The organism is Pseudomonas sp. FG6 (assembly GCF_057809015.1).
On record NZ_JBMDJD010000065.1, the window covers coordinates 1 to 13808 of the forward strand.

General features: G+C 54.3%; 8 protein-coding genes and 3 pseudogenes. 6 read left to right on the forward strand and 5 right to left on the reverse strand.

Translation table 11 applies throughout. The features are described from left to right. Window positions 1-30: 30 nt before the first annotated feature. Window positions 31-174 (reverse strand): annotated as a pseudogene (locus ACODSJ_RS24280) (serine kinase/phosphatase); the annotation flags it as partial. Between the two features lie 88 nt (window positions 175-262). On the opposite strand from ACODSJ_RS24280, the gene can reads away from it, so the two are divergent. Then, the gene (gene can, locus ACODSJ_RS24285; RefSeq protein ID WP_489104158.1) at window positions 263-907 is read left to right on the forward strand and encodes a carbonate dehydratase; all 645 of its coding nucleotides are present in this window, start codon (window positions 263-265) and stop codon (window positions 905-907) included. A gap of 135 nt (window positions 908-1042) precedes the next feature. Here can and ACODSJ_RS24290 read toward each other — a convergent pair whose 3' ends face one another. After that, window positions 1043-2212, reverse strand: a complete 1170-nt coding sequence (locus ACODSJ_RS24290; RefSeq protein ID WP_489104159.1) for a hypothetical protein — start codon at window positions 2210-2212, stop codon at window positions 1043-1045. Between the two features lie 456 nt (window positions 2213-2668). On the opposite strand from ACODSJ_RS24290, the pseudogene ACODSJ_RS24295 reads away from it, so the two are divergent. From ACODSJ_RS24295 to ACODSJ_RS24310, 4 genes and pseudogenes are all read left to right on the forward strand, one after another. After that, window positions 2669-3355: pseudogene (locus ACODSJ_RS24295) on the forward strand (PAS domain-containing protein); the annotation flags it as partial. 111 nt (window positions 3356-3466) lie between these two features. Beyond that, window positions 3467-3895: pseudogene (locus ACODSJ_RS24300) on the forward strand (methyl-accepting chemotaxis protein); the annotation flags it as partial. Between the two features lie 93 nt (window positions 3896-3988). Next, window positions 3989-4543, forward strand: a complete 555-nt coding sequence (locus ACODSJ_RS24305; RefSeq protein WP_489104160.1) for a DUF2975 domain-containing protein — start codon at window positions 3989-3991, stop codon at window positions 4541-4543. Between the two features lie 7 nt (window positions 4544-4550). Further along, window positions 4551-4784, forward strand: coding sequence for a helix-turn-helix domain-containing protein (locus ACODSJ_RS24310; protein ID WP_489104161.1), 234 nt, complete (start codon window positions 4551-4553; stop codon window positions 4782-4784). Here the strand turns inward: ACODSJ_RS24310 and ggt are convergent. Together ggt and ACODSJ_RS24320 are read right to left on the reverse strand one after the other, a co-directional pair. Next, a complete protein-coding gene (gene ggt, locus ACODSJ_RS24315) occupies window positions 4766-6610 on the reverse strand; it encodes a gamma-glutamyltransferase (protein ID WP_489104162.1) in 1845 nt (614 codons plus the stop codon). The genes ACODSJ_RS24310 and ggt overlap by 19 nt on opposite strands. Window positions 6611-7038: 428 nt before the next feature. Further along, window positions 7039-7260 carry a hypothetical protein gene (locus tag ACODSJ_RS24320; RefSeq protein ID WP_042956428.1) on the reverse strand — a complete coding sequence of 74 codons (222 nt, stop codon included), beginning with the start codon at window positions 7258-7260 and terminating at the stop codon, window positions 7039-7041. A gap of 1298 nt (window positions 7261-8558) precedes the next feature. Between ACODSJ_RS24320 and ACODSJ_RS24325 the strand changes: the two genes are divergently transcribed. Continuing rightward, on the forward strand, window positions 8559-11024 hold the full coding sequence (locus ACODSJ_RS24325; protein WP_489104163.1) for a toll/interleukin-1 receptor domain-containing protein: 2466 nt from the start codon (window positions 8559-8561) through the stop codon (window positions 11022-11024). A gap of 562 nt (window positions 11025-11586) precedes the next feature. On the opposite strand, the gene ACODSJ_RS24330 is transcribed toward ACODSJ_RS24325, so the two are convergent. Further along, entirely contained in the window at window positions 11587-12939 is a 1353-nt protein-coding gene (locus ACODSJ_RS24330) for a hypothetical protein (RefSeq protein WP_489104164.1), read from the reverse strand. Window positions 12940-13808 lie beyond the last annotated feature (869 nt).

Sequence of the window (13808 nt, forward strand, 5' to 3'; positions counted from 1 at the left end):
ACGAGACCCCGCGGCCAAGCCCAGGCACGCTCAGCGCTTGCCATCCAGCGGATCGATGTCCGCCATTTCCGCCTCGTCCAGCCCGTCGCCACCGCTAATATCGTTTTCATCCACCACACTCAGGTCTCAGTCTGCTTGTTCGTCGGGGCCCGCATCGTGGGCGTCCCTGGCGCCACGCCGAGAATTCCGACGGCATTGCCAAAGTGACCTCGGCGGGCGGTCTGTTGTCAAAGTTGCGCACTAATCTCGAGGGCAAGACGGCATGAACGAATTACAAGATCTGATTGAGAACAACGAGCGCTGGGCCGATGCAATCAAGCAGGAAGATCCTGACTTCTTCGCCAAGCTGGCTCGTCAACAGGCCCCGGAATACCTGTGGATCGGCTGTTCCGATGCGCGGGTGCCGGCCAACGAGATCGTTGGCATGTTGCCTGGCGACCTGTTCGTGCACCGTAACGTGGCGAACGTGGTACTGCACACGGACCTCAACTGCCTGTCGGTGATCCAGTACGCGGTGGACGTGCTCAAGGTCAAGCACATCTTGGTCACGGGTCACTACGGTTGTGGCGGCGTGCGGGCGGCCATGCAAGACCGTCAGCTGGGCCTGATCGACGGCTGGCTGCGCTCGATCCGCGACCTGTACTACGAGCATCGTGACGCGCTGGGGCAATTGCCGAACGAAGAGGAACGGGTAGACCGCCTGTGCGAACTCAACGTGATCCAGCAAGTGGCCAACGTCGGCCATACCAGCATCGTGCAGAACGCCTGGCACCGTGGGCAGAGCCTGTCGGTCCATGGCTGCATCTACGGCATCAAGGATGGTCGCTGGAAGAGCCTGGACACCACGATCAGTGGTTTCGAGCAGTTGCCGTCGCAATATCGGCTGCGTCCGGTCGGCGCGCCCTGATCGGGTTCCTCCCTCCCTGGTGACAGCCATGGCACCAGGGAGGGAGGACAGCCGCCTTTTTACCCGGTGAGGATTGCCGGGGGCTGAGGCGCCTCCTGCGTCAACGCAAGGTTGCGCAAGAAGGCGCCTCAGGGTTCAGGCGTGCTCGGCATGCTCGGCCGGCAGCGGCATGGGGGTTTTCAGGTTCGGCAACTGCGACTTGATCTCCGGCGTTGCGCATTTTTTCGCCGCTTCATCCGGCGTCAATTTGCGAACCGAGGTGTAGAACAGTTCGCACGTCTGCTCTTTCTGCGTGACCTGCCAGGTTTGTGTGCACTGGTTCAGTTGCGTGGTCGGGTCAGTGCCCGGCTTGCTGCCCATCCCGGCTTGCCAGCAAGCCGCACTGAGGTCCTGCCCCATGACTTTCAGGCCGGCCGCATCAGCCTTGGCCTGGTCACCGTCATAGTTTTCCGGGTCTGCGGCGTACCAGATATAGCTAGGGTGGTTGGACCCCAGCACCGGCACCTTGAGCCCCGGCGCCGGGGTGATCGTCGCCAGTCCCAGTACTCCAACGGTCTGGCCATACTGGACCTTGATCCAGTTACGTACGGGCGCGCCGAAGGCCACCATTGGCAACGCGGCCCCACTGGCCGTCTGGCTGACCTGCTTGACCATGGTGGTCTGGTAATCGTTGAAGTAATCGTAGACGCCTTCCAGGGCCTGGCCGGCATTGGACGGGGCGGCAATCGGGGCGATGTCGATGATCGTCTGGTAGGCCGGCGTCTGCGTGGCGGCGATGCCGTTGACGGTCAGCAGCGTGGCCCAGCGATCGGTGGTGGCCGATTCCAGGTAGTCCTGGGCCTGGGTCAGGGAGTAATCCGGCGGGAAGTGCAGCAACTCGACGCTCTTGCGGTTTTCCAGGGCCATCCCCAGCGGCAGGAACAGGTACCAGTTGTAGGCCCATTTTTTATCGCTATTGAGCTTGCTGGCGCCGTTGTAGGCCATGTCGCCGGCGTTGAGCAGTGCGCTCAGCGGCTGGCCATAGCCCTTCGGCACCCCGCTGATGTGGGCATGGACGATGTTCTTGGTGCTTTTGACGCTGACCTTGGCGGTGCTGTAGCCGTCGCGTTGCACGCTTTGGGTCAGGTAATGCTCGACGGTCTGTTCCAGCGTCCAGTTGCGGAAACAGATGACGTTGCAGTTGTTGGGGTAGGCGAAGAGGCGGGTGACGCGTTCTTTACTGCCCAGTTGGACATCGATGTCGGCGGCGTGGGCTGCGGCACTGAAGGCCAGTGCGGCAAGAGGAAGTACGGCGAGTTTGGACATGCTCAGATCCTTTTCAGCGTGTGGACCCCTCGGACGGGGTGCACCCATACTGAAACAGACCGCGCCGAAGAAAAAGTGGGCCGATGGAAATATCGGCCTTTTTTTATGGCTTTATGGCATCACCGGTGGAAACAGGTCTGCGTCATGCCCAAAGTCTGCCGGGAGGGGAGCTGGACGAGCGGTTCTGAGCCAGCGTCTGGGTGCCGCTGAAATCCAGTCGAAGCATTCCAGTAGCTTTGCGAGGCCGCCGGATTAGAGCGCCCCGATGATTATTTAACGGATGGGGCCACGGCGCTCTTTAGAAAAAAAATGCCGGGCCGATGGCAAGAGCAAGTCATCCAAACCTCCTGCTGTCGGAGCATGTCCATGTTCAACCATCGTTTGAAGCAGGAGCTATCCGCTCTTCGCCAAGAACTCTCCAGTCTCACGCAGGTGAAAGAAAGCCTGGAGCGCGAAATGCTTGCGCTCACCCTTGATGTCAGAGGGAAGGTGCAATCGGCCAATCAGAATTTTCTCGACGAGATGCATTACAAGAGCCAGGACTTGATCGGACGGTCTATCGAAGATCTGGTCCCGGCGTACTTGAAGAGCAATGAATTCCAGATTCGCTTTCAGGCGGCGCTGAGCCGAGGCGAACATTTTTCCGGAGCGGTGCGTCTGCTGCGAGGCAATGGCAAAGAGGCCTGGTTGCGTTCGATCCTCCAGCCGGTACGGGGCGCCGATGGGCGCATCAGCTATTTTTCAATGTACTCCAACGACTTGACCCGCACGATCGAGGGTTCGCGAGAGCATGAAAACCTCATCAGTGCGCTGCTGCGTTCTACGGCGGTCATCGAGTTCGACCTGGGCGGCCACGTGCTCTCGGCCAATGATCGCTTCCTGAGCGCCATGGGCTACAGCCTCGCGCAGATCAAGGGCAAGCATCACCGTACCTTCTGTGAGCCTGAGGAATACAACAGCGAGGCCTACCAGCAGTTCTGGAAGCGCCTGAACAGCGGGGAGTTCGTCTCGGGACGGTTCAAGCGCATCGACAGCGCTGGCCGTGAGGTATGGCTGGAAGCCTCCTACAACCCGGTGCTCGATGCCAACGAGCGACTGTATAAAGTGGTCAAGTTCGCCACCAACATCACGGATCAGATCCGCCAGGAAAGAGCCGTTGCCGAGGCCGCGAGCATTGCCTACAACACCTCGCTGCAGACCGACAGCAGCGCCCGGCGCGGTACGGCGGTGGTGACCCAGGCCGTGGACGTGATGCGCGACCTGGCGCGGCACATGCAGAATGCTGGCGAAGGCATCGAGGCGTTGAACGAGCAATCCCTGGTGATCGGCACCATCGTCAAGACCATCAGCGGCATCGCCGAGCAAACCAACTTGTTGGCCCTCAACGCGGCCATCGAAGCGGCCCGTGCCGGTGAGCAGGGCCGCGGCTTCGCGGTCGTGGCCGATGAAGTACGGCAATTGGCCTCGCGTACCAGCCAGGCCACCGATGAAATCGTTGGCGTGGTCCGCCAGAACCAGGACATGGCGCGCAATGCCGTGTTGCTGATGACCGACGGCCAACACCAGGCCGAACAGGGCCTGGCCCTGACGGCCGAAGCGGGATCGGTGATTGTCGAGATCCAGGACGGGGCGAAGAAGGTGGTGGATGCGGTGAGCCAGTTTGCCAATCAGCTGTCGACTTGATGGATGAAATTATCGTTTATTACATATTAATTATTGTTTTGCGATAATTTCGAAGCTATGTTTCGGGCTCCTTTTGTTCTTTTGGAGCCTCACATGCATTCCAATCGTCTTGCCGTGTACAGCCAGCGCATGGCTGTCATAACGCTTGTGTTCATTGTCGCGATGATGGCCATCAACGCCGCAGCCTGGCTGTTTCCTGAGGCGGCGTCGCACTATGGCTTGGGGTTCGCCCTGACCGAGCGGCAGCTGTCGAGTCTGTCTGAAGGGGCGCTGGGGTTGACGCTCTGGCAGTGCCTGGGGGGGATTGTTCTGTCGAGCATCCCTCTGCTGGCGCTGGCGTCCGGGCTGGCCAATCTGCGGCAGCTATTCAAGCGCTATGCCCTGGGCCTGTACTTCTCCAGCGAAGCTGCTGTGTTCCTGGGGAAGGCGGGGCGCGCGGTCGCGCTATGGGTGCTGCTGGATTTCCTCTGTGAGCCGGTGCTTAGCGTGCTGATGACGCTTCATGCGCCGGTCGGCCAGCGATTGCTGACCTTCAGCATCACCGCCCCGTCTTTTGTCGCTTTGTTTCTGGCCGCCTGTATTGCGATCATTGCGCGGATATTGTCCCAGGCCAGTGAAGTGGACTCGGAAAACCGCACTTTCGTTTGAGATAACCATGCCTATCGTTATTCAACTGGATGTGATGCTGGCGACGCGCAAGGTCAAGTCCAAGGACCTTGCCGCCGCCATTGGCATCACTGAAGCCAACCTCTCCTTGCTGAAACAAGGAAAGGTCAAAGGCATACGCCTGGCGACCCTGGAAGCCATTTGCAGCTACCTGCAATGCCAGCCGGCCGATCTGCTGGTCTACCAACCGCAGGACGAGTTGGGTCAGTCCCCCAGCGCTTGACCCTCGCGACGCGGATCCGCGCCACCGGCCAGTGACGCCTTCCCTTGTGCATCACGCACCCGGACGATGGCTTGGGTGCCGCTGTTCATGTCGATTTCGCTGACGTTGTGACCTTGGGCTTTCAGCGCTTGGATCAGCGTTGGGCTGAACTGGCCTTGTTCCAGTTCGGTAGGGCCGTTGCGGCTGCCGAAGTTGGGCAGGTTGATGGCGGCTTGCGGGTCCAGGTTCCAGTCCAGCAGGCCGATCACGGACTTGGCGACGTATTCGATGATCTGCGAGCCGCCCGGTGAGCCAACGGCGGCCAACAGTTCGCCGCTCTGGCGATCGAAGATCAGCGTCGGTGCCATGGAGGAACGTGGGCGTTTGCCTGGCTCGACGCGGTTGGCGACTTTTTGCCCGTTCTCTTCGGGGATGAACGAGAAGTCGGTCATCTGGTTGTTGAGCATGAAACCCTGGACCATCAGGTGCGAGCCGAACGCTGACTCCACCGTGGTGGTCATGGACACCGCGCCGCCCTGGTCATCCACCGCCACCACCTGCGAGGTGGAAATGCGCAGCGGCGAACGGTCCGGCGCGTAGGCCACCTTGATGCCGGGTGGCGTGCCGGGCTTGGCGACTCCCATGCTGCGCGGCCCGATCAAGCTGGCGCGACTGGCAAGGTAACCGGGATCCACCAGGCCTTTGACCGGCACCGGGACGAAATCCGAGTCGGCGACGTATTGGGCGCGGTCGGCATAGGCCAGGCGTTCGGCTTCGGCGATCAGGTGCACCGCTTTGGGTAAAGGTTCAAGGCCCGCCGGCTTGTCCGTCTTGACCGGTTTCAAGGGGGCGAGGGCATTCTGGTGGTCGCGCTGCTCCAGCGCCTGCAACGTTCCGAGGATCTGCGCCACGGCAATCCCGCCTGAAGACGGCGGCGCCATGCCGCAGACTTGCCAACGTTTGTAATCGCTGCACAACGGCGCTCGCTCCCGGGCGGCATAACCCTTGAGATCGTTCAGTGAAAGGCTGCCGGGGTTGGCGTGGCCCTGCACCTTGGCGACGATCTCCTCAGCCAGCGCGCCTTGGTACAGCGCATCAGGGCCTTCATGGGCGATGCGCGTGAGCACGGCGGCCAGCGCCGGGTTTTTCAGCACGGTGCCGACGGCTTTCGGGCTGCCGTCGGCATTCAAGAAGTACGCGGCCATGTCTGGCGAACCCGGCAAGGAAGGATCGCTGGCAATTAACGCATGCAGCCTGGGAGAGATGGCAAAGCCGTGCTCCGCCAGGGCAATGGCCGGCTCGAACAACGTCGACCACTTCAGGCGGCCGTGCTTGCGATGGGCCAATTCCAGTGCACGCAACACGCCCGGGGTGCCCACCGAACGGCCGCCGATCTGCGCGGCGGTGAACCCCATGGGCTTGCCGTCCGCTTGCAGGAACAGTTTCTCGGTGGCACCCGCTGGTGCCGTTTCGCGACCGTCGTAGGTGCGCACGGCCTTGCCGTCCCACAGCACAATGAACGCACCGCCGCCGATGCCGGACGATTGCGGCTCCACCAGCGTCAGCACCGCTTGCATCGCAATCGCCGCATCGATGGCCGAGCCGCCGCGACGCAACATCTCCCGCCCGGCTTCGGCGGCGAGTGGATTGGCTGCGGCGGCCATGTGCTTGTCGGCGTGGCGGGTTTGCAGGTCGGTGCGGTAGCCGGCAGCGATCTCCGGCGGGGCGGGCAGTGTGGAGGGGGTTGTGGAGGAGGGCGGGGCCTTGCAGGCGATGAGTGTCAAGGCAACCGCCAGCAGCGAAGCGGCTGACAGACGATGAAGAGTCGGTTTCAGATCGGTACGCATGTGTCGCTCCATCCGTGGGCCTGGGATAGGGATCGACTGTAGCGATGCGGGGCGGTGGGTGCAAATTGACCTGGAAAACCAGCCTGACTCACCGAGGCGACAAATCTTAGGGCTGCTGCGCAACCCAGCGGGAGCAAGCTCCCTCGCCACAATGAAACAACCAGAGCGTGCCGCTGATTTTCTCGAGGCATAAAAAAACGGCTTATCTTTCGATAAGCCGTTTTTAGTACTTGGTGGCTACACAGTCATTTGAACTGGATCATCAACTTACTGTATCTAAAGGGTTTATTGTCGTTACGTTCGGTTAGGCATACATGTAGGCATACACGCTGCCTTTTTCTGGCTACTGTTTTCCCATGTACCCTCCGCCTGTCAAAGCGCCACCAGACATGGTGTACCTCGATCAAGCAGGGCCGATGCCAAGATAGTTATTCCTTGGCCCGTCCTTCTGCCGCCAGGGAGGCGAGGGCCAGGGTGAGGAATCCTGAGTTTCTATCCAGCGTTTCCAGTGCCCCCCTGATGTTCTGCGCGACCTCTGTAGATCCTCGTTGCTCAACCCAGTTTGAGAGCTCCTCGATAGCTGCCCCCAGGGCAAGCTGATTTTCATTCATTCGTTTGAGCACAGACGCAAGCAGAGATGGGTCTTCCATGCTGTTCTCCCTCCCGTGTTGACCATGTAGCCAATCTACATCGAGCCAGTGGCATTGCATATCAGTAGTCCTGTTTACCAGGTGGGCAAAATTGCGTCGGGGACCCTGGGAGATTTCGCTGCACACGGGGTAGGAAACCCGCGAGATCGTGGTAGCGGCAGTTCCCCGAACTTACTGAAATTTCGACGTTGAAATTGAAAGGATATTGAAGAGATAAGGGCATCGTTACCGCAACGGTAAAGGTGAGCCATTGTGTTGTTGATAGCGAACGGTTGAACCTGATCAACCTTGGAGATGGTGTCAACCACGTCAACCTGTCAACCGACGTAGAAAACTCAGTCGCTAACAAGATGCTGCGGGTTCTTTGCCCCGTACCCATTCGGAATGCCCAGGGTCCCCGGCAAGCTACCAAGCGATAGGGCAAATGCACAGGTGAACCACCAGTTCACCAGGTTCACCCGTTCACTAAGCTGTGCACTCTTTCGCTAACACAATCACGCGGGTTTCCGACCCCGTGTCTTAAAGAAGCCTCAGGGACCCCGGCAAAATTTGGAACTGCTCCTGACGTTCGCTGGTGGCATTGATGCTTCCGGGGAGCGGGGGAATTCATCCTTCTGAAAAGCAGTGTTACGAACGTTACTGGTGTAACGGTTTTCGATAACTTGCTGTATTTATTGGTTATTATCGGCGTAACACTGTGTATGAGCATGAGTTTTTAGGAGTGTTACTAAGCCAACTGGTGTAACGCTTTCGAGGTCTGAAGTAGATCCATAAAACAGGAAAGAAGCTCTTGTCGTACTCTCGCCCGCCCGTCAGCAACGATTGGCAGTTAGGTATGAACACTTTGCTAGGCGTCAGCAAGCTATCAGCGATTAGCCCGCTGGTGTGGCAGGCCGCTACCGGCCGATTCTGTTGAAAAAGTCGACCACCGTTTCCACGGCTGAAAAGCATGCGCCTGAGATTGAAGTCTTTATTTTGAGTAGAGGGTTCCGGGCTCAGATTTCACGTAGCTGCGCGCAAGAAAGGCATTTTCAGCAGTCAGTACGCGGGCAGCCTGGAAAAACCGACTTTTTCAACAGAATCGGCCAAAAGCGGACTGTCGATTCTGATCACGACAAACCCAATTAATCCGATCCTGGCTACACAAATTCGGATGCAAATCAGCGGAGCGATTTTTTTCATTCATCAGGCCGGATTCGATAGATCAGCCATGCTTTGGCCAAGCTCCTATGAGAAGATTCGTGATAGCTTCCCCTAATGACGACAGTGGCTACCCCCTTATCTGAAAGGACGCAACGATGATCAAATGCTTTCTATCACACAGCTCCCATGACAAGAAGCATTACGTCCGTGAGGTTGCTAGAAGGATGAAGAAAGAGGTCAAGGTTTTCGACGAGGAAACTTTCGAGGAGGGTATGTCCCCAATAGAGGAAATTATCAAAGGTCTCGACGAAAGCTCATTGTTTGTGTTGTTCATCTCGGAGCAAGCATTAGAAACCCCGTGGGTTAAGCTTGAACTGGAAAAGGCCAAGAGCCTACTTGATGAGGAAAAACTTGCACGGATATATCCTATAATAATTGACCCAAATATTACCTACGCCGACGCTCGCATTCCGGACTGGATGAGGTCAGATTTAAATATTCAGCCAATATTGAAACCTTCTGTTGCTGCCAGACGTATAAACACTCGTCTGACTGAACTTTCTTGGGCGTTTCACCCGAGATTAAAAGAGCGTCAACAAATTTTTGTCGGTAGGAACGAACAGATCAAAGAGATCGAGGAGCGGCTTGATGACTTCTCCAAAAAAACGCCCGTCGTTTTAATATCATCTGGCTTGCCCTCTATCGGAAGGAAAAGTTTGCTGCAGTATGCGTTGCGCAAATCGAACTTAGTAAGGGAGTCATATGAATGCCCTATAATATCACTGAGTCCGTTAGATGGAATTGAAGACTTTATCTTAAAAATTTGTGATTTGGGTTTTATTGGTGACGGGGACATCCTTCAGCGTCTTAATGGCTCATTCGCTGAAAAGTTAGTGTTAGCGAAGGAAGTGGCCTCTCAGATAGTTTTTGAGAAGGAACGGGTATTAATTGAGGATAGGGGTGTTCTTTTTCAAGGTAATGGTGATGTGGTGGACTGGTTTGAGGAGGTTGTACAATCAATCTCCCCAACTGAGCACTTAACATTTGTTGTGGCTAGCCAGTTTCGTTCAAAGTCCTCGCTCAATCGCCTGAACCCTATGTTTTATTCTATTCCATTAGGTGAAATGACTCCTGCGGAGCGAAACGGCCTCTTAACTCGTTATGCAAAATTTGAAGGTCTTGAGATTTCAAAGGCAGAGTATGGATTTTTCTCGGATCTTTTAACTGGATATCCGGAGCAGGTACTTTATGCTATTCATCAAATTCGTGATCTTGGGCTATATAAAGCAAAAAAAGAATCACACCTGATTCAGCAATATGGTGCTGACAAAGCAAAAGTGGTAATGGATGAGTTTATCGGAGATGAAGTTGTTCTAAATTTTATTTACCTGCTATGTAAGTTTGAATTTATAAGCTATGACGTTTTATTTGATATAGCTGATGAGTCCGTATACTTTCCGATCTTGGAAAGGCTTATTTCTTCTTCGGTTTGTGAGCGCATGGGGGCGGCAGCGGAATATCTAAGGGTGAACGAAGTAATAAGGGACTATGTGAGTCGAAGTCGATTTGGGACTTTGACGGGTTTCGAATCTAAAATCAAGGAGCACATTTCCTCTTTTTTGGAACGATATGAAGATGATAATTACGATATATCGGATTATATATTTTCAGCACAGGAGTCTCTTAGGCAAGGCAGTGGCATCCCGGATGATCTTATTATTCCGTCCGCCTTCGTAAAAACCATAAAAAAGCTTTACGACGAAGATCGCAACTATCTGGAGGCTATTCTCCTGGCCGATAGAGTACTTCAGCGCGAACGATATATGCACTCTAATACTGTAAATCATATTAGATTCATCAAGTGCCAGTGTCTGGCGCGCACTAGGAATTCAAATTTTTTCTCCGAAGTACGAAGCGTGCCAGAGCCAGATAGGTCTTTTTTACACGGTTTCTACTATCGATTGGCCGGCGATTATGTGAAGGCTGAAGAAAGTCTGACTCGTACATTGAACCAAAAGGGAAGGAGAGATCCGCGTGTTGTCGGAGAGCTAGTTCTTGTCTATATGCAAAGTGACGAGTATGACTTGGCTTTCGACTTATCTAGAGAGCAATATAGAGGGCGGCCGGGCAATCTGATAAATGCTAATAATTATTTTGCCTGTTTAATAATCAAAGAGCACACCGCTGAAAACAGAGCCGAACTAGAGAGTATTATGAGTAGGCTGGGCTTTGACGGTTCCGATCGCGCACAAGAAATATTAAGTTCAGCTAAAGCTCGCATGCTTGCATATTACGATGGTGATGAGGTCGGCAGTATGGACTTGATTGAAGAGTCAATTCACCGCTTTTCAAATATCGACTACCCTATCCTGACCAAAGCTGAGCTTGCTGTTCACTTTCGAAATAAAACTAAACTTAAGGAGGCAGTTGATAGGCTTGAAAAATCCATAGGCCGCAATGCTCAAACCTACCGAACGTTTGTTAGATTTAAAGCAACTCTTTTGGCTATGGAAGGTAATGTGTCTCAAGCAAAAACACTGGTCAACAAAGAGCTTAAAGGATTGATTGGAACATCCTTGCAGCGATTGAATGAGCGACTTGAATACATCGGCTCTAAGTAACCATTTAATAACTCAAAAAACGAGAGCTAAAAAATGGACGCCGGGCTAGACATTTTAGATTGATGGACGTGTAACAACGCGACCTGCGGGTCTCTGATTTAAATGATCATCTGACGTTTGTGGGGCTTCGGCTGAATTCAGCCAAAGCTTCACATCAACTAACGCGGTAGATCGAATACAGTCCCTATCACAGCAACGGCCAGCCTTGCTTTGCCCGCAGGGAACGGGACAAACCCAAATCCATAGTCTAATTCTGCCCCCATTGTAATGTCCGCTATTGGCAGTAAGCGGCCTCTCAGCAACGATCGCTCTCGGCCAAAAGCTGTCTTTCACAACCCGCTAGTCCATATAGCGTGGACTAACAGGACTTTTTAAAGGGTTTTAATATTCCCATCAGCCTCAGCCACGTAAATCTTGAATTTATCTCCTTCCAGCCCAACATACCAATAGACGCGGGGCAGGCCGCTATAAAGCTAAACTTTCCGACATATTCTCGATCATATTCTGAACACATCCCCCGAACCTGTGAACAGAATGCGTACACTGCGCAGCCAATGACAGCTCATGAAAGGTCCTGAATAACGTTACCACACGTAGGGCATTTTTCTTTCGCTTTCGCTGTGGAGTCCCGCTCTTGGAGAAGGTCAAACCAGTAGTCCGTTTGAACCTTGATCTCTGCCCTAGTCTGCACTCCTGCGGCAGCCAAACCCGCGACTTCAATCATTACCCAAGCAGCCCATTTGCTTACCGTGGCTACATCCCGCTCTGTCACATGGTTGTGTTTTGCGTCATGCACTGCACCACAACGCAGGCCGTACAGCCGTTTGATATCCTTACGCAATTGCACCTTGTCTTTGACATCGACGAGCCTGTACCCCCCTAAGATCAGCATCCCCGTCATCCCATCCCTTATTGATTTTGTCGTCTGTACACTCAGGAATGAAAAAATGCACTCGATACAACTCCAGAACTTGACCATCTGCATTTCAAGCGAGGTGTCCAACTGTGCGTCAAAAAACCAGTAAATACCGCGTCGGACCGCCTGCTCTACGTCTGACTGACCATCGCCTTGAATTATTCTCGTCAGGTTCTGGAACCAGTCCCTGTCTAAAAGATCGATCGCTACGATTTCGTTGAGAGAGGAGGTTTGGACACCTTTCCAAGAGGAACTGACGCACAGAACGTTAGAATCTGTAGTGAGAGAGAACCAACTGGAGGTACTTGGCCTAGCGCGAATGTCCATGCATGGGGAGAGCCTTATGCCACTGGCACCCCATTCCGCATCCATAGTGAACGAAAGAGAAAGTAGCCCGCAGACTGATCTGACGCTTTCAAAAAAGCGTCGTTCGGATTCTTTGCGGCTCCCCGTGATGTCCTCGGTTAACCATAGAGCGCCATCCACCCTTTTCCACAGATGATCACGTGTCTCTGGGTGCGCTTCGCTCCCCTGAAGAATAGCAAAATCCGGCCTTTGTATTACCAGTTGACCTATTCTGAGCTCTGTGAAGTCTACGAACTCTAACCCGTCCAGGGTCGTATAAAACCTGTGCGTATGAATGGTCACAGCAATGACTTCTTCAACGGCAGAGATGAAAGATTCTACGTCTAGCTTTCGATATCCTTCCTCGCAAAGCTTTCCCACGACGGCCTTGCACGCTCTGAAAACCTCTATATCACTCACAAGGTCTTTGCTGGGTAAGTATTCGTCTATAGTATCAACCAACCTTAAGAAACTCGTATTGGCTGGGGCAGACAGATATAACTTTCCTCCACTGGGCTTTCTTACCTCTCTATAAAGCCGTTCCATAAAATCAAATTCATTCAAAGCCTGTCGCTCAGTCAAGTGTCCCGTTGTCTTGAGCACCGCTGCTATATCGGCTTCGGCTGTCCTTCGCTTTTCCGGTTGTATTTCCACAATGGTTTCCTAATTATTTCACAAGATACAAATTCCTCAGTTACCTTTGCCTAGCCTAAATGACAGCGTACAGCTCTACCTCCGCAATATAGACGATTCCGATACCCGATCAGGCTACGGACTATAGAAACACCATAGGGCATCAGATACACGCCCTAACAGAAGACGTTCCAGCCGACTCGCAAATACGATTACTCTGCTGCAAAGAGCGCTACATAGCTTCGAATGAAGCGCGCAGTCGTGTGAACCTAATCCTCATCCTATCGCTTTCCAATAAAATAGCCTTCAAATAGGTGGCTTTTGGCCGGATGGCTGATTAACATCGGGATGCCTCGCCTGCTTGCTGGTGCAGCCGCCTCACAGCACTGAACCAAGTTTGACAGACGCCAGCCATCTCTCTTCGGAGGTTGCTGTCCGGGTCGCGACCAAGATCGCCGTTAAGGCTTCGCGGTCTCCCGAAGGTAAAGGGCACCGCTCGACTGCTGCGTCAATAACCGTAACTCTGTCTGTACGTTGGGGTCACCGGACGGTTAGCAGCTTTATTTTCAGCGCGGTGTTTGATGTTCAGCCGCACGGCGTGCGCTTGACCGCGAAACCCAAAAAGGTACGATTTGCACCTTGGCGGGGCCTTCGGAGGACAATGTGCGATCGTGCAAAAACGTGCCAACCTGGCGCATGGCGCGAGCTTAGCCGCGAGGCCCAAAAAGCTGCGATTTATCGTGTTTTGACGGAGTCTTTGGGGGTAATCATGCGTTTATGCAAAAACGTGCCAGCTTGGCGCTCGCCGCATCACGGAGGTTCGTGACTGCGATCAGCCTCGCCTGCTTGCTGGTGCAGCCGCCTCACAGCACTGAACCAAGTTTGACAGA